This is a genomic window from Prevotella sp. P2-180, from assembly GCF_002251435.1.
Classification (GTDB): Bacteria; Bacteroidota; Bacteroidia; order Bacteroidales; family Bacteroidaceae; genus Prevotella.
Genome location: NZ_NPJI01000090.1, coordinates 1 through 17577 on the forward strand (window position 1 = coordinate 1; position 17577 = coordinate 17577).

Sequence of the window (17577 nt, forward strand, 5' to 3'; positions counted from 1 at the left end):
TAACGACACCTCATCGAATGGTTCACTTGCGTTCAGCTCAGTAATACGTACCTCTCTGCAACGCTCACCACCGCAACGTTTCCGACTGCAGCAGCTTGCAGAGGGTTTGATGCCAGTGCCTGCACACTGACACCGAGAGACCTTCTCTCATCTCATTGGTAGTTACGGCTACATCTTATATGGAAGGTAGCCAACCCTTTATATATAGATGTGCGCCTCGTGGCACACGGACAGGCACCTTGGTTCACTCTTTCGGGTCGATAAACCCATCACTGTGATTCAAGCAAACTTTTAAATTATGAATACAACGTGTTTCAAATACTCTATTTATAGATGTAAAGTAGAAATATAATAATCCTACTCCATATTGCACTGGACAGATGGCAGTTCACTTTCCTTCTAATACAATACTCATAGTATTTTTTCATTTTTCGTATAAAAACATAAGGATAATTTTGAACACAAAAATAGGCTTACGAACACATCATTTGCACAAAAAATCATAAAAGTAAGCCATCGAAAGGCAATTTTTCGATATAACCAAAGGTTATACAAGATATTTTTTGTAATTATGTAGCCAATAAAAGACATAATCCGTTGAGAGCAATATGGCAAAGAAGATAGCTACTGATAAAGGTGAACCTGAGGTTATCGCAAAATGCGACATCCTTAATGAAGTAACCCAAAACCATGACGAGGTGATAACGTCGGTTGCACAAAGCAGTCCTGAAAGCGTTAGCATCAAGTCAATGATTCGACTTATCAGAGGACAGCAAGTGATGCTTGACTCAGATTTGGCTTTTCTATATGGGGTAGAAACACGTCGTCTGAATGAGCAGGTAAAACGTAACATAGAACGATTCCCTGACGACTTCATGTTTCAGTTGACCAAAGAGGAATTTGATTTTTTTAAATCGCAATTTGCGATGTCAAATATTACCGATAGTCAGGGCAACAAGAACTTGAAGTCGCAAATTGCGATATCAAAATGGGGTGGAACAAGAAAACTTCCTTATGCTTTCACTCGCAATGGAGTTGCCATGCTTAGTAGCGTGCTGAGGTCACAGACTGCAGTTGGTGTCAATGTCAAAATTATGCGTGTTTTCACAGCCATCCCACAGTTAGTGAATAATAATGCTCAGGTAATTAAGCGCATTTTCAACATTGAGCAACATCAACTGGAAACGGACGAGAAAATCAATGCTATCATCGAAAAAATAGAGAATTTTTCTCCCAAGGTCATACCCGAGCAGATTTTCCAGACGGGATGCGTCTGGGATGCCTGGTCTTATATTTCAGACCTGGTGCGAAGTGCTCAACAAAGGATTGTGTTAATAGACAATTATGTGGATGATCGTGTTTTGTCATTACTAACAAAGCGTGCAGATGGCGTACTAGCCACAATCCATACGCGCTACAGTGAGCAATTCCAGACAGACTTAAAGAAACACAATGAACAATATCCAGAGATTACGTTTGTACAATTGCCCCACAGAAATCACGACCGCTTCTTGATTATCGACAATAAGGCATATCTCCTTGGTACCAGCGTAAAAGATATTGGTGCAGGACTATGTGCAGTCACGGAATTATCAACATTGCCTGAGACAATCTTAGAGATGGTGAAATAAAGATATGTAGTAATAGATTATATAAAACGAAGATGTTGTAGTCTTATAGCAATTGTACATATTTTAGAAAAGACAAAGAATTATGGCAAAGACAAAAGAAGAAATAAAGGAATTACTGTCATCTTCACTATTTGTAGAGGGACAGAAAAGCAACTATATATCCATCTCAGAGAAGGGTGATATAACCTATATTGAGTATCATTGCAAAAATGGGGCAAAACGAAAGTTGCAGAATCCTGAAGAATTTGTGCAGGCAACAGCCTTTTTGAGGTTAATTATTGAGTATAATTATTCGCCTCTGAACATTTCTGTAAATGAATCGGTTCAAGAAGGTTCGTCTACCAAGGAAGCTGATATTATCGTTTACAATGATAATAACAAAAAGATATTGATTGTTGTTGAGTGTAAGAAAGAAGATATTAACGAACGCCAATTTCAGATTGCTGTTGATCAAGCATATACCTATGCCCATGCTCTTGCTGGTAAATATGTTTGGGTAACATCTGGTATCAGAAATGAGTATTTTGAGATAGTTGAGCTATTCCCTGTTGAAAGGATAAGTATCTCTGATATTCCTAGGAAAGATGGAAAGGTTGGCAGATTCAAATATGTAAAAGGTGGAAGAGAACCTCAGCCAGGAACAAAAGCAGAACTAATGCAGAAATTCAAATCTGCGCATGATGCATTGTGGGGCGGTGGTGCACTAGCTCCAACAACTGCTTTTGATGAATTGGATAAACTAATTTTCTGCAAAATATGGGATGAGAAATGGAAAGAAAATGACCCGAAGTCAAAAGGAGAGCCTTTTGCTTTTCAGATAATATCATATCCAGAAGATCATGATGATAAGCATAATATTAAAGCAAAGACAGAACTAGAGAAACGAGTCCGTCTACTTTATGAACAAGGAAGAAAAAAAGACCCAGAGGTATTCAAGGATGACATCAAACTTGATAAGCATAAGATTTATACCGTTGTCCAATATTTACAAGACATTAATTTGTCTAAGACAGATTTAGATTCGAAAGGATTGGCTTTTCAGAAATTCATGGGTGAGTTCTTCCGTGGTGACTTTGGGCAATTCTTTACACCTGATTCTATTGTGGACTTTATAGTGAAGTCTATAGGAATTAATAAAGATTGGAAGGTTCTTGACACTTCCTGTGGCAGTGGCGGATTCCTATTACATGCATTGAAAGATGTACGGGATGAAGCCGATAATATCTATGATGATGAAATTGGAAGCGCTTCATGGAAGAGTTATTGGCATGAGTTTGCAGAAAAGCATCTTTATGGAATTGAGATCAATGAGCAAATTTCCCGTGTGGCTAAGATGAATATGATTATTCATGATGATGGTCATACTAATATTATTACAAATGATGGTTTAAAAAACAATAAGACCATAGAAATAGAAAACAGAAATCTAAACTTCCAAGATGGCACATTTGATTTGATAATGACTAATCCACCGTTTGGCTCTTCTGTAAAAGCAGACGAAGTCAGTTATTATAAAGAATACGAATTGTTTGAAAAGAATCTCGGTATCACAGAGATAAAAGATCGAATTATTGACAACGATAATAAAAATAAGTGGCGTACATCGCAAAGTACTGAGGTATTGTTTTTAGAACGATGCTATAAGTATCTAAATGAAGAAAACGGTTATTTGGCAATTGTGATTCCTGATGGCATCTTAACCAATTCCACAAGCCAATATGTACGTGATTGGCTTATTGAACATTTTAGGATATTGGCTGTTGTGTCTTTGCCTCAACATACCTTCTCACATGTAAAGGCGGGTGTGAAATCTTCTATTTTGTTCCTTAAGAAACATCCGAAAGAATTAACAAAGAGGTTTGAGCAAACTCTGGCAGATATTAAAGTTCAGGTTCGCAAAGAAAAAGGACTCGACAAAGATCAACGTGCAGAACGGATGTTGAATTTATACAAAGAATATGTTTTCAACTATTCTCAAGATTATGAAGTGTTGATGCTGGAGGTTGAAAATGTTGGTTATGATGCAACAGGAAAGGATATTGAAGGTAGTGAACTACCCGAGGTGGCTCAACAGATTAAGGATTTCATATCTAAGGTGTTATGAATAGAATAAAAGTACATATATCGGAGGTCCTTAGTTCACAACGAATGGACGTTACATACCATAAGGACAATGGGGGAATTAATAATTTCGTTCCTCTTTCAAGATATGTGGATGTCAAAGGTGGAAAGCGTATCCCAAAAGGAATGTCTTTTGCTTTAGAAAAAACCAATTATTTATATTTACGATTGTCTGACATTGCTGACTTTGAAAATATTAACTATGATGATCTAAAGTGCATCAGCGAAGAATTGTACAATAAACTTAAAAGATACGAGATAAAAAAAAATCAAATAGTATTCTCTATCGCGGGAACAATTGGACGTGTCTTTCTCATAAAGAACATTCCTGAAGGGAAGCATGTTATCCTTACAGAGAATTGCGCTATGTTACTTCCTAAAAATAGTGAAGTCCTATCAGATTATGTTTCAATACTATTAAATTGTAGTTTTGTTCAGAAACAAATTGAACAAAATAGAATTCAAACGACAATCCCTAAAATAGGGTTAGACAGAATTAGTAAGATACAAATTCCTGTGATTCCTTCTCTTAGTGTTCAGCAAAAGGTAATCAGGGTTTATCAAGATGCCATAAGGACAAAAATACAAAAAGAATTTGAAGCAAAACAATTGTTAAATGGTATAGATAAATATTTATTGAAGACATTATATATTGATGAGAACATAAATAGAGAGGAAAATAAGCAGCCGCTAACCAAAAAGATATCCACGATAATAGGGCAAAGACTAGACGTCTCCTTTTATACAGATAAATTTGAAATGGTGTAACAAAATATGCGAATGAAAAATTGGTATCTCTTGTAAATATTGACCCTACGATTAGGTTTAACAATTATGATGCAGACATGCCGATTTCATTCGTCCCAATGGAATGTATTGATGAAGCATATGGAATGATATCAGAAACGAGAGAAACAACCATATCACAAACGAAAGGATATACAAGATTTGAAGAAAACGATTTGCTTTGGGCCAAAATAACTCCATGCATGCAAAATGGAAAATCTGCCATTGCAAGACATCTTAAAAATGGTTTGGGATGTGGCTCGACAGAATACTATGTAATGCGTCCAAAGAGCAATAATACTCTTATTGATTATATTTATATTGTATTACGTCATAAAAGACTTTTGAAAGCAGCTCAAAGTTCTTTTGGAGGTTCTGCAGGACAACAAAGGGTGTCAAGTCAATATTTGAAATCCATAATGGTTCCACACCCGGATTTTTCTATACAAAAGGAAATTGTTGATACTGTGTACAATATGAAATACAAGGCAAAACAACTTCAGAAAGAAGGAAATGCCTTGTTAGAAGAAGCAAAACAAAAAATAGAAAAAATGATAATAGGATATAATTATGGCAAAGTTAGAAGGAATAATATATAGTGCGTTTAGTGGATATGTGGTTCTTCGTGGATATGCTCCAATAGGGGAACTTGCAGACATTTCGAAGAAGCCCGATTCATATCAAAGAAATGCTGATAATCAACACAAAATTGACATTGTCAAGTACTTGTCGGAAATTAAGTCCTACTTTCCTGAAATAACACTGGCTTGCAGAGTAAAAGATTATGAAGGACTAATTAAAAGTATTGGTGATGATAAAGATGTCAGCGCAGAAGATAGTATCTATGTGAAAGGATTGCGTGTTTTAAGTGAAAGGCTTCCTATTGGTAGAGATAGAGCTCGTCATGCATATTTGGAACTAAAGAAACCAGCAGAAGAGGATAAACTTGTGCGTGTTGATGGGAATCACAGACTTGAACCTTTCAGCTCTGATATTGAGTGGTGGCATCAATTGGTGACAAATAGAGACGCTATAAAAGACGAAACGGATGAAAGCAAAATAAAAGGATGGTTAGATCACCAAGCTCGTCTTGAAAAAGCCAAGATAGCTGAAAAGATAGTTCCATTTACTGTAATTATGTCAGATGCTAATGATGCAAATTCTGCGGATAATTTTGAAGCACGCATTTTCCATGACATTAATTTCAAGGCATTACCATTACGAGAAGAAGCCAGTTTGAAGATTATATCTGAGCTTCAGACATTTGATGACTATGAGAAAATGGGAGAAGAATACCCATTAACAATGGATTTGATAAAAGAAGTAAAAAACGGTATGTTTAATTCCATTCCTTGGCTGAAAGCTGAATCTCAAGCCGAGAATTCCTATTTTAGAACAGCATGCCTTCGTATTGTACAACTACTTCTTTCACAGAAAAAGGAAACCGATAAAAGTTTAAATGAGACACAAGATAAAAGTGAGGAGTTAGACAACCAGATTGTCAATCTAAAGAAAGAAATAGACAAGTTTGAGAAAGAATTCGAAAAAAAGAAATTGGATATTGAAAAACTTGAAATAGAAAATTCCAATTTCAAGGAGATGAGTCAATATAAGTCTGCACTTCGAGAATACGAAGACATAAAAATCAACCTGAATATGTCTAAAAATAATTACGAGATGCAAATTCAGGAGCTGTATCATCTCAAGTATAAAGCGGACTCTTTGAAAAGATACATTGATAATTGTAACAATAAAAATGCAATATTGTCATCTTTGACAACATTAACCTCTGTTTATAAAGAATTAGGGGAACACAATTATGGCAATATATCATATTTGTGCGCATTGGTCTATTACTCATTGTTGGACATAGAGCAATTAAACTCGTTTATAGAGTGGTCTAAGCAAAATGGGATAAACAAAATTACAGAGCCCGACGATTTGTCTAAAGATGCTTCTCGAAACCTGATAAAAATGTTTGACCAGATTCACCAAGCGAAAAAGAATGAAATATTTATTTCTATGCAATTTGGTGATTCTCAGAGCGAACTTATTTTTGAAAAGATTGTCAGGGCAATAGAACTATTCAATTCTAAACATAAGGATATTAATCTGAGGGCAACACCTATTCGAATTGATAGGAGTGTAGAATCTAATGTGTTTTCAATTCCTGATCGTATTAGGGATGCTATCAGATCGTGTGGTTTAATTATTGCAGATTTAAGTAGTGCTAACATTAATGTTTATCATGAAATCGGATATGCTATGGGCATTGCAGAATCACACAATATGATACCCAATATTGTTCTTTTGTATAAAGAAAATACCGACCACAATAAGGAGAACAAAGATGTAGATAAATTTGTGGGTTTTAATCTGCGTAATTTGTCACAATTGCGATTCAAGGAGTATGACCAACTTGTAGAAGGCTTAGTGAAACGTTTGGAAAAACATTATGGAGTTTGATTTGAAATCTTAATTATTCGAAGCAATGCAAGATCGAGTATGCTATCTTTCAAAAGATGATTTGTTTGTAGGGCACCACATAAAGATGGCTGGAAAGCGAATCCAAGAAGTGTCAAAGGAAGGTGTACCTACAGACTTAGAAGGCATTATTGAATTATGGCATATCAAGCGCATATTTGAAGAAGGCTATAGGTTGCAGGAATGGACTGATGCTGAATATGAGAAACTGAAGTCATCTACAAATGGATATAATGCTATAATAGCTAACTTCTTTAACGGTATTAACCCCACAATAATAAAAAGCGAATTCGAATTATTGGAGTGGACATACAAAAAGACTTTTGGGGAAATAATAGATGCATACAAGTTATACCGATTAATAGAGCCAGAAACTTTATGTGAGATAGTCTCCAAAAACAATAATTATTTACGCGAAGTTTTAAAGTGTAAAGGTATCGTTGAAAAATTCAAAAATGTGATACGCGAAGTACTTTTGAATAATGTAAATAGTGCTCATATTATCCTTGATAAGTATGTCGCTAAAAGGGATTCGCATAGAGATACAGATATGCATCTTCCATCAAACCTTACTATTGATGATAAAGAGCAGATACTTATAAATTATTTGCAGAGTGATGACCCTAATGTAAACTATGTACGCTTAATAACTCAAATAAAAGATGATAAGAATCAAATAAGACTTTCTCCCAAAACAAGGCTTCTTGCCGAAAGGTTGGAAAAGAAACTTAACGAAGACCTTTTGAATGATCCAAGGACGGTGACAACGCATTGGTCTATTGGCGTCCAATTCATAGATGAAGAAGGGATTGCACCTGTAGTACTTAAGATAAACGAGAAGGGAGCCCCTACATATACCTATAGTATTCCATACATAAGAGAATGTGACAATACAAGACGTGTTGTAAATTGCATTTCACTTTTTAATTGGTTAAACGTACACTTCCTGGTAAATTTGATAAATAAGAGAACAGAGGTTGACACAATGGAATCTTTGTTAATCGATAAAGGACGAGATTCTTATCCTTCTTATATGAAGTTTGATCATAAAAATAGGTTATCATTGTACCAACTATATGCATATGAAGAGGTATTGAAAAAGAATGGCAGTTCTTTTGAAAAGGAACTTAAACAGTTTTATGAGTTTCATTTAAGGAAGGAATATGATTACCCTGGTTTGCCTATAAATTTGCCAAATGTGGAAGATTCCGCATTAAACAAATGTCGCGTATTATGCCCAGAACTAGATGCTGTTGTACATCAGTACAATACATTTGTGGATGAAGATGAAATAGACAAAGATTTAATAAGATTATCAAAGCCTATAAAGGTTGAAGAAGGTCATAGTTTATTGGCTAATAAATATTATGAAATTGCAGAAGGGAATAACGAGATACAGGGTGTACTATGGGAGATAATAGGTTCTGGAAATTCTATACTATCTCATGTTGATCCATTTAAAGAGAAGAATTATCATTCTTTGATAGAACTACTTGAGAATGAGACAAATGTTCTTTATTCGAATTATGCAGAATTCCAAAAGAGTCATTTGGATTTCCTTACACAACAGGGCATTATTGGGGTTAATCCTGATGGATGCCTTTATATTGTTAATCAATCAACTATTAAGGTGTTGAGGTCATTGTGGGAATATGGAGTATGCTCATATTGGCATTACAATGATGAAGAACGGCAAGTTCTTGATGAGATGCTTGCAAAGGGATGGCTTGTGAAAGATAATCACTTGTTAAGCAAGCCGGAAAGAGATTACTTCAGCTATTATCTTGACAACAGAAAATTTACTAATGGTATGGCATACCGGAATCATTATATGCATGGAAGTACCCCTCCTGTGAGTGATGAAAATGAACATTCTATAGCATACATAACTTTTCTCAAATTGCTTGCCATTTTGCTATTGAAGATAGAAGATGACTTATGGTTAGCAAGGAGAGCATTGGTTATCCATGCAATTAATAACACAATGTATTAAAACGCTAAGATATGAATACAATACTATACGGAAATGGTTTTAATCGTCTTAACGATGTAGTTAGTTGGGAAAATCTCGTACACGTTATTGATGATAGTAATGACAATTGTAAAGTTCCAAATACTCTTCAATACGAGGGAAAAGTTTTGTCAGTACCTTTTGAAACAAAAGCAAAAATACGAACTAGTGATGGGGATATATTAGTATCATCAGACCATAAGATACTAACTGTTCGTACACAAAACGAAGTGTTAATTAAACAGAAGATAGCAAATCAAATGAAGGCATACAAAAGTAATGATTTGTTTGATGAATTGTTACGATTAAATGTAGAACATTATATCACTACTAATTATGACTATGTCGCAGACGGAGCTCTACAAAGCATGAGTTATTCAGAAGATCTTTCAGAACGTGACAAATCAGAGAACACATTTAGTATTCACAGGAAAAAAAGTTATATAAATAATCCTGATAAAAAATATCTTTGGAGAATTCATGGAGAACTTTCTAATATTGGGAGTATAATGTTGGGGTATTATCATTATTGCAGTTATATTGGACAAATAAAGAAATACATAATAGGAGAATATGTATTTGCCAAAAGGAAAGATAAAGTAGGGTCATAGGTCGAGTAGAGCGAGGGAGTTTCACCCTCACCCTCTCACAGAACCGTGCGTGAAAGTCTCCCCTCACACGGCTCTTCACACTCTATGCTTTGTGCATATGCTTCTTTCATCATATCCTCCTCTTTGTTTAAGAGTTGTATAATTCCAGTTGCTTGAGTGCGTCGCCCCCTTCGCTCCATGTCCATTACAGACACTTCAACATTACTGTCCTGCCACCTCTATGCCGCATGCCACAATGCCATAGACAGGTTATTGCATTGCTTGTCGCCAGAACTGTCCGACACTGACTTTTGACATGACTTGAACCAAGATTAACGACACCTCATCGAATGGTTCACTTGCTTCAGCTCAGTAATACGTACCTCTCTGCAACGCTCACCACCGCAACGTTTACGACTGCAGCAGCTTGCAGAGGGTTTGATGCCTGTGCCTGCACACCGACACCGAGAGACCTTCTCTCATCTCATTGGCAGTTACGGCTACATCTTATATGGAAGGTAGCCAACCCTTTATATATAGATGTGCACCTCGTGGCACACGGACATGTCAGTGTCCCGCATCCTCAATATTTTTTTAAACATTTGAGATTATATTTTTGAATATTCCTGCGGGACAGTGGCCTGACCCCTGTACCACGAAAAATTAAAGATTAAAAAATTAAAGATTTTAAAGATTAAAGGCTTCGGGTCGGGACAGTGACCTGTCCCCTGTACCTTCAACAGGCAATTCTGCACCAAAACAAGGGTCAGGGACCTGGCCCTCTGACCCGCTGACTCTCACAGGAACATCGTCATATATACAGGAATATACAACGTATTACCCTCTTTCTTAAAATCCTTGGTATATACGATGTATTTCCTTTCCACTCTATTGGAATATTTCATGCAAAAACGGTCGATAGACACATGCGACTTGTAGTTGGAAGATTTCACTTCTATCGGTTTGAGCTTAGAGCCATCCCTATATTCGGGTCATCGCAATGGTAAGCAACATTTACGGCAAAAGAATCATTCATCTCGGATATGGTATCAACTCTCGCCCGGGCTTTTCGCCTTTGAGCACACTACCGACTTGATATCGTGAACCGTTCTTGCTCAACTGCACCGGGATTGCATTAAACAATGCGCCCGCCTTGCCCGTAGTATCCAGCTTACGGAAATCATCACCATAAAGCGCAATGATATTTCTTTTTACCCTGTCAACTTCTGCCAAACTTCTTGTTTCAATATACTTCAACAAGAAGAGCCGTTTCTCCCTTCTGCTCGTTTATCCAATTGAGCATATCATCATATATTTTTCCTTTAAACGCCAAATGCTTCATCATGTTGAATTTTAGAGGTTTACGGCTGTAAAGATAATAATTTTGCCGTTGTCCACCAATTTTGAACCGGGTCAACCTGGTCAGGTACCTGTCCCCTGACCCGATGACCCGAGGAAGAAACGGGTGAACTCGCTCTCGAAATTTGGTGTTAATATATCTTTACCGAGGGCAGCGCGTATCTCGTCGATAGTCCAGAAACGACCACCGGCAAGTTCTTCTGTGGATGGGGAGATAACACCGTCGTAGATAGTGGTGTTGACATACACGAGTTCGCGCTCCTTCTTGCTTTCAAACACATACTTGCCCAGGCTGCGGGGAGTGAAGTCGGTAATGCCGAGTTCCTCACGCACTTCGCGACGCAGAGCATCAGTGGGATTCTCGCCATAGTCGATATGTCCGCCCACGGCAGTGTCCCACTTGCCCGGTTGGATGTCCTTCCAGTCGGGACGCCGCTGCAAATACACTTGCCCTTGGGAGTTGAACACATGCAGATGAACCACGGGATGAAGCAGCTTGCTGCCACTATGACATTCGCCACGTGTGGCAGAACCAATCACCGTTCCCTCTTCATCAACTAAAGGAAATATCTCTTGTTTATTATCCATAATAATAAAGATTAAAAGATTAAAAATTAAAAAATTAAAGATTAAAAAATTAAAGATTTCAAAGATTAAAGGCTTCGGGCGGCGCAAAAGCCCATTGCTGTTGGGGCTTTACTTTATGTAAGACCGAAATCATACAGGGCTGGATGCGGGGTTAACAAACAACGCATAGTGTATTATTGCAACGTGAATTTCAAACTCTGTACGTCTCGGCTATTGCCGCCTACCATCACCTCGAAGTCGCCGGGCTCTGCCACAAACTGCAGGTCGCTGTTGGAGAACTTAAGCATGTCGGTGTCGATGTCGAAAGTAACGTCGCGGCTTTCGCCTGCCTTCAGGGAGATGCGCTCAAAGCCCTTCAACTCCTTGACAGGACGACTGATGGAAGCAGCCAAGTCGCGGATGTAAAGCTGAACCACCTCGTCGGCGTCATACTTACCGGTGTTCTTCACATTGACAGTGAGGCTGAGTTTGCCGCCAACATTCATCGTCGTGCCGCTCAGTCGCGGTTTGCCATATTCAAACGTGGTGTAACTGAGTCCGAATCCGAAAGGATAGAGTGGGTCGTTGCGCACATCGATATAGTTGCTCTGAAATTTGCGATACTCTTTCGCACCCTCAGGCACCGGGCGACCTGTGTTCAGATGATTATAATAAATAGGTATCTGTCCGAGAGCCTTTGGCATGGTCATGGTAAGATGACCCGAAGGCGACTTCTCGCCGAAGATAACATCGCAGATGGCATCGCCCGTTTCCGAACCGCCAAACCATACATTTAGAATGGCAGGCACATTTTCTGCCTCCCACGACATCACGGTTGGGCGACCGGAGAAGTTGAGCAGCACCACAGGTTTACCCGTTGCCACAAGGTCCTTCAGGAGTTCCTTCTGTACGCAAGGCAAAGAAAGGTCGGCACGCGAAGAGCTCTCACCGCTCATCTCCGCCATCTCGCCCATGGCACAAACTATCACGTCAGCCTCCTCGGCAATGCGCAATGCCTCAGCCCTTGCCTTGGCGTCGTCCACACGGTCTATCGGTCTGCCGAATGTTGCGCCCTCCTGTGTCTTCTCGTCGGCATAGATGTTGCAGCCTTGGGCAAACAGCACCTGGGCCTTGTCGCCCACAGCACGCTCCATAGCCTCCTTAAGCGTGGAATAACGTTCGGGGATGTCACCCGTTGACCAGCATCCCACCATATTTGAGCGGTTGTCGGCAAGGGGTCCGATAAGGGCAATCTTTCCCTGCTTTTTCAGAGGAAGAACCGGCGCAGCCCATTGGCTTTCCCTTCGGCCGCCGAACGATGTTTCTTCACTCTTCATTCTACATTCTTCATTTTTAAGAAGTACGAAAGTCTTGGCAGCCATTTCCCTTGCAGCCTTCCTGTGCTCATCGTTGTAGATGTCGGTCTCCAGACGTTTCGGTTCGCAAAAGCGATAAGGATCCTCAAAAAGTCCGAGCTTATATTTGGCTTCAAGCACGCGTCGGCAAGCATTGTCAATGTCCGCCTGAGATATCCTGCCCGCCTTCAGCAGTCCCTCCAGTTGTGAGATAAAGGCATTTGAACACATATCCATATCTGTTCCTGCTTTCAACGCACGTTCGGAAGTGACCGACTGGTCGCCTATGCCATGAACTACAGCCTCGTTGATGGAACCATAGTCGGTGACCACAAAACCATCATAATTCCATTCCTTGCGCAGCAGGTCGGTGAGCAACCACTTGTTGCAAGTGACGGGAATGCCATCAACGACATTGAACGACGACATAAAAGAACCGGCACCAGCCTCGGCTGCAGCCTTGTAAGGAGCGAGATACTGGTTGTACATCCTCACGCGACTCATGTCCACCGTGTTGTAGTCGCGACCAGCTTCGGCAGCTCCATAGAGGGCGAAATGCTTCACGCATGCCATCACGTTCTCCTTGCCGTAGTTGCCTTGGAATCCCCTCACCATCGCCTCTCCGATGCAACAGCCCAGGTACGGGTCTTCTCCAGCTCCCTCCGCCACACGTCCCCAGCGAGGGTCGATGGCGATGTCAACCATAGGGCTATACACCCAGTTGATACCCTGTGCAGTGGCTTCCTTGGCGGCAATGCGGGCTCCGTTTTCTATCGCCTTGATGTCCCAAGAACAAGCCTGTGCAAGAGGAATGGGAAATACCGTCTGATAGCCATGGATAACATCCTGCCCCACGAGCAATGGAATACCCAATCTACTCTTCTTTACGGCAATGCGCTGCAATTCCTTTACCTTGTCCTGTCCCTTTACATTGAGTATGGCTCCAAGCTTTCCCTCTTCGGTGAGCTGCGCCAACGGACTGTTTATTACAGCTCCTGTGGTAATGTCGTTACCCGGCAGGAGGTTGAGCTGACCGATTTTCTCCTCAAGAGTCATCTTCGCCATCAGTTCGTCGATAAACTCATTCATCGGTTTCTTTTGGGCAAACGCTGAAGTACCAGCCAATATTGCCACTACTAATAATAACGTTTTCTTCATACTTATAGTTTTACTGAGTGCAAAAGTACGGAAAATAATCGTGAAAACCAAACCTTATGTCGTTTTTGTTACGAAATTATTTCATTTCGTCGGAACAGGGGACAGGTCAGTGTCCTGCATCCTCAATTTTTTTTAAACATTTGAGATTATATTTTTGACTATTCCTGCGGGACAGTGACCTGTCCCCTGTACCAATCGGATTCTTATACTTTCGAAAACTCCCCCGTCCCCTCTTACCCTGAAGAGGGGCTCCACCTCTCTCTCCTAAATCCTCTCCCTCCTCAGGAGGGAAAGGACTTAAAGCCTGGCCGGCTGGGCCTGTACTCGCAAACAAGCTCTCGCCCGCAAGGGGTTGCTCGTGAATTGCCTACGCAACAGAGTTGCGAGTGTTTGACGCAATATAATTGCGAGTGTTTATGCGCCGAGGGCGCGGCTGCGCGTTCTGGGGAGGAATATGAAAAAATTAAAAGATTAAAAAATTAAAGATTAAAAGATTAAAGATTTTAAAGATTAAAGATTAAAGGCTTCGGGCGGCGCAAAAGCCCATTGCTGTTGGGGCTTTACTTTATGTAAGACCGAAATCATACAGGGCTGTCCCTCTGACCCGTTATGCGTAGGAATGTAAACCGCGGAGAAGCATGTTAACACCGAAACAGGTCATGAGGAGAACAAGGAAGGACAGGGCTATGAAGAGATGATAGTGGCGGGCAGAGCGAAGCCAGGGAATACTACGCTCGTGAAGTGCCACGGCATAAACCATCATCGACACCAATGCCCACGACTCCTTGGGATCCCAACTCCAATACTCACCCCACGACAGATTTGCCCATATCGCTCCCACAAAGATGCCTATGGCAAGACATGCCACCGAGGGATAGAGCATAAGGCGCGAGAGAAGGAGATAACGGCCCGTTATGATGCCGGGAATGGAGACTATAAAGGCAAGGAGCAACAACAGATAAGCCACAGACACTATCGCCACATGCAAACTGAGGAAAGGCGAGTTGAGAATAGGTTGCATGTCGGCTATCCAAGGATTGGTATCTGTCATCTGGGTGATGAAGAACCACAAGCCGAAAAGAATAATCAAAGAACTGAGCGATATGGCAATCACAAGTATCGCACGCTCAAACGAGGTGAAACCTCCCTCCCTGCGCTTGCGTCCCAGGATATGGCGGCAACCACGGAAAGCCTCCCACGAGATGCTTATAAACAGGAGAAAATAACCGATATATGTGACGGTGATGCCCCATGGATCATGATTGACGATGAGCGTGGCTCCCATTCCGTCGTCATCGTATGACCACTGATAGAACCGCCAGTTGCGGCAAACCACAATCTTGTTCATCGCCACTTCTTCCTGGAGGATGACATCATGCGAGGATATGTCGGCAATGGTGATTGTGGATTTATAGTCGGCAACATTACCGGTTTCGGAATATAGTTCCACCGAGAAATCATCAAGACGCACGGCAAAAGGCAATGTCTGCCCTGCTACCTCAGCGCTGGAAGCAGAAGGCATGAAGCGACAGGCAAAACTGCCCTTGCGCAGATGTATCGAGCCCTGCACTCCGAAAATATGAGTGAGGAATGCGCCGAGAAGAATGATTACAAACGAGACATGGAGAAGGAAAAAGGAGATTCGTCGCACACGACTGCGTACGACAAACAGTATTCCTAAAAAGACAAGAAAAAACCATAGAAAAACCATCCATGCGGCAGCATAACATTCTTCCCGCGCAAAATCTGTTCCAAAATATTCACCGACAATCGTGGCAGCTCCTAAGAGCACCACAATTGCGGTATAAAGTATGGCTAAAAAAAATTTCATTTATTCATTAAAATCATATCGACCTAAGGAACTTCACCACAGCATCACGGTCGGACTTGCTAAGATGATAGAACTTCACTGTTGACTCATATGCCTGACTGTCTTTGCTGTATCCATGCCACATGATGGCCTCTATCTCGTTGCGCGCACGGCAGTCGTGAAGTCGGTCTTCCGCTCCGGTGTTCACAAGCGAGAGTCCCCGTCCCCACAATGGAGTGGTGCGGCACCACGAACCATGTATGTCATTCTTCATGGCAAGCTTATGCTGTATCATGTCGGAATATGGATATATGGTCTGTTTGGGATATTTGGGCAATGGGCGACTTCCGACGATGGCGGGAGCCCAGTAATTGTCCTCGCCGGTTGTCCACGAAGGGCGATGGCAGGTGGCACATCCTATCTCCTTGAACACCTTCTTGCCCTGTTGTACCACTGGGTCTTGGAGGTTGCGGGCACGGGGAATAGACAGTCCGCGATGCCATACAAGGAAGGCATAGTAGTTGTAGTCGCTCATCTCGGCCTCGAAGCGATACCACGGATTGTCAAACTGGTTGGTGGCAGGACTGAGCAAGTTGCGCACTGCATCGGCAATGCCATCATCCGTGCCGTCAGCAAAATAAGGCGACAGAGGGTCGTTCTTGATAGCCTCAATCACCGAAGGAGTCTCGGCCATCTTGTCGGCCCATGCCGTGGTGGTATAGAGTTTCGGCCGGTCGCTGCGTGTCACGTTGGTGATGTTCCAGATGGCATTAGCTCCGGCACCATCCTGCAGAGAGGCACGGGTGAGGGCATAGGTGAAACGCTTCACAGCCTTTTGTCCGTCGGCGAGGGTGTACCATGCCGTAGAGGCGAAGTCATTGGCATCCTTGTCCCACATCGAGGGATTGAGTTCCACATATTTCGCCTCCTGGCGATACTGCTCCCTCAGGTCGTCCTCGGTGATGGCGTCGAGAAGACCTGTCCCCATAATACCAATGGTCGATTCCAGTCGCACGGCAATATTCTCCGGTTGCGGTTTGGTATTGAATGCCGTGGTGGGGATATACACCTCAGGATAGATGAGCGAGTATTTCTCACCGTCCTCAAATTCCATTGGCAAACCGCTCTCCATTGCAGTCACCTCATGCCACGAGATTCTTATCTGGTCTTCGTCAAGTGGCGGCAGGAAGGGATAGGATGCCTGTGTCTGCGGCATACCAGTCACCTCGGATATATACGGACCATCGTTGCTGTTCTGTCCATCCACCGGATGATAGATGGCAAGCAGATAGCCATTGCCAAACTGCGACTTATAGCTCGTCTGTCGCTTACCGTGTCCATAGCCAGGATGGCAGTCGATGCAAGAACGACGGAGCGATGCTGGACCGAGTCCGTTGAACGGAGCTGTAGCTGAGTTGAAGTTGCGCTCGAAGAATGTTTCGCCGAGGTTGAACTCCGCGTCAAGTCCCTGTTGGGTAACGGCGGGAGCCTCATCCTCATAACATCCGGCTGTCACATTATCCGTAGTGCCGAGCAAACCACCGGGATACCATTCATCAGCAGAGAAATTACCCACTGCCTTACCAATATAGTCGGCCTCGAAAGCGGAACCCTGTCCGCTTTCTTCTTCTGCCACATCGTTGCTGTCGCTACACGATGCTACAGTCAGCCCAATCATTGCTATAAAAAATAATCTTTTCATAAT

13 protein-coding genes are annotated in these 17577 nt (G+C 41.6%); 7 read left to right on the plus strand and 6 right to left on the minus strand.

What is annotated here, in order from left to right; translation table 11 throughout:
- Nucleotides 1-608: 608 nt before the first annotated feature.
- The 7 genes from CIK98_RS12175 to CIK98_RS12205 all read left to right on the plus strand — a co-directional run bounded on the left by CIK98_RS12175 (nt 609) and on the right by CIK98_RS12205 (nt 9644).
- A complete protein-coding gene (locus CIK98_RS12175; RefSeq protein WP_253249722.1) occupies nt 609-1631 on the plus strand; it encodes an ORF6N domain-containing protein in 1023 nt (340 codons plus the stop codon).
- A gap of 82 nt (nt 1632-1713) precedes the next feature.
- Nucleotides 1714-3735, plus strand: coding sequence for an N-6 DNA methylase (locus tag CIK98_RS12180; RefSeq protein WP_094384610.1), 2022 nt, complete (start codon nt 1714-1716; stop codon nt 3733-3735).
- Entirely contained in the window at nt 3732-4520 is a 789-nt protein-coding gene (locus tag CIK98_RS12185; protein ID WP_094384612.1) for a restriction endonuclease subunit S, read from the plus strand. The genes CIK98_RS12180 and CIK98_RS12185 overlap by 4 nt, the downstream gene beginning before the upstream one ends.
- 20 nt (nt 4521-4540) lie before the next feature.
- Complete coding sequence (locus CIK98_RS12190; RefSeq protein ID WP_094384613.1) at nt 4541-5137, plus strand: restriction endonuclease subunit S; 597 nt, start codon at nt 4541-4543, stop codon at nt 5135-5137.
- Complete coding sequence (locus tag CIK98_RS12195; protein WP_094384615.1) at nt 5109-7004, plus strand: hypothetical protein; 1896 nt, start codon at nt 5109-5111, stop codon at nt 7002-7004. Before CIK98_RS12190 ends, CIK98_RS12195 begins: the two co-directional genes overlap by 29 nt.
- A gap of 25 nt (nt 7005-7029) precedes the next feature.
- Nucleotides 7030-9015 (plus strand): hypothetical protein, encoded by a 1986-nt coding sequence (locus CIK98_RS12200; protein WP_094384617.1) that lies wholly within the window; start codon nt 7030-7032, stop codon nt 9013-9015.
- 11 nt (nt 9016-9026) lie between these two features.
- The gene (locus CIK98_RS12205) at nt 9027-9644 is read left to right on the plus strand and encodes an SIR2 family protein (RefSeq protein WP_094384619.1); all 618 of its coding nucleotides are present in this window, start codon (nt 9027-9029) and stop codon (nt 9642-9644) included.
- Between the two features lie 776 nt (nt 9645-10420).
- Here the strand turns inward: CIK98_RS12205 and CIK98_RS18260 are convergent.
- The 6 genes from CIK98_RS18260 to CIK98_RS12230 form a co-directional block, all read right to left on the minus strand.
- Nucleotides 10421-10576 carry a hypothetical protein gene (locus tag CIK98_RS18260; RefSeq protein WP_172409935.1) on the minus strand — a complete coding sequence of 52 codons (156 nt, stop codon included), beginning with the start codon at nt 10574-10576 and terminating at the stop codon, nt 10421-10423.
- Between the two features lie 79 nt (nt 10577-10655).
- The gene (locus CIK98_RS12210) at nt 10656-10856 is read right to left on the minus strand and encodes a hypothetical protein (RefSeq protein WP_094384621.1); all 201 of its coding nucleotides are present in this window, start codon (nt 10854-10856) and stop codon (nt 10656-10658) included.
- 189 nt (nt 10857-11045) lie between these two features.
- Nucleotides 11046-11570, minus strand: a complete 525-nt coding sequence (locus CIK98_RS12215) for an NUDIX domain-containing protein (RefSeq protein ID WP_371683270.1) — start codon at nt 11568-11570, stop codon at nt 11046-11048.
- A 173-nt stretch (nt 11571-11743) separates the two neighbouring features.
- Nucleotides 11744-14062, minus strand: coding sequence for a beta-glucosidase BglX (bglX, locus tag CIK98_RS12220; RefSeq protein WP_094384623.1), 2319 nt, complete (start codon nt 14060-14062; stop codon nt 11744-11746).
- Between the two features lie 607 nt (nt 14063-14669).
- On the minus strand, nt 14670-15893 hold the full coding sequence (gene ccsA, locus CIK98_RS12225) for a cytochrome c biogenesis protein CcsA (RefSeq protein WP_094384625.1): 1224 nt from the start codon (nt 15891-15893) through the stop codon (nt 14670-14672).
- Nucleotides 15894-15906: 13 nt separating this feature from the next.
- Nucleotides 15907-17574: a di-heme oxidoredictase family protein gene (locus tag CIK98_RS12230; protein ID WP_094384902.1), complete on the minus strand. Its 1668-nt coding sequence runs from the start codon at nt 17572-17574 to the stop codon at nt 15907-15909.
- Nucleotides 17575-17577 lie beyond the last annotated feature (3 nt).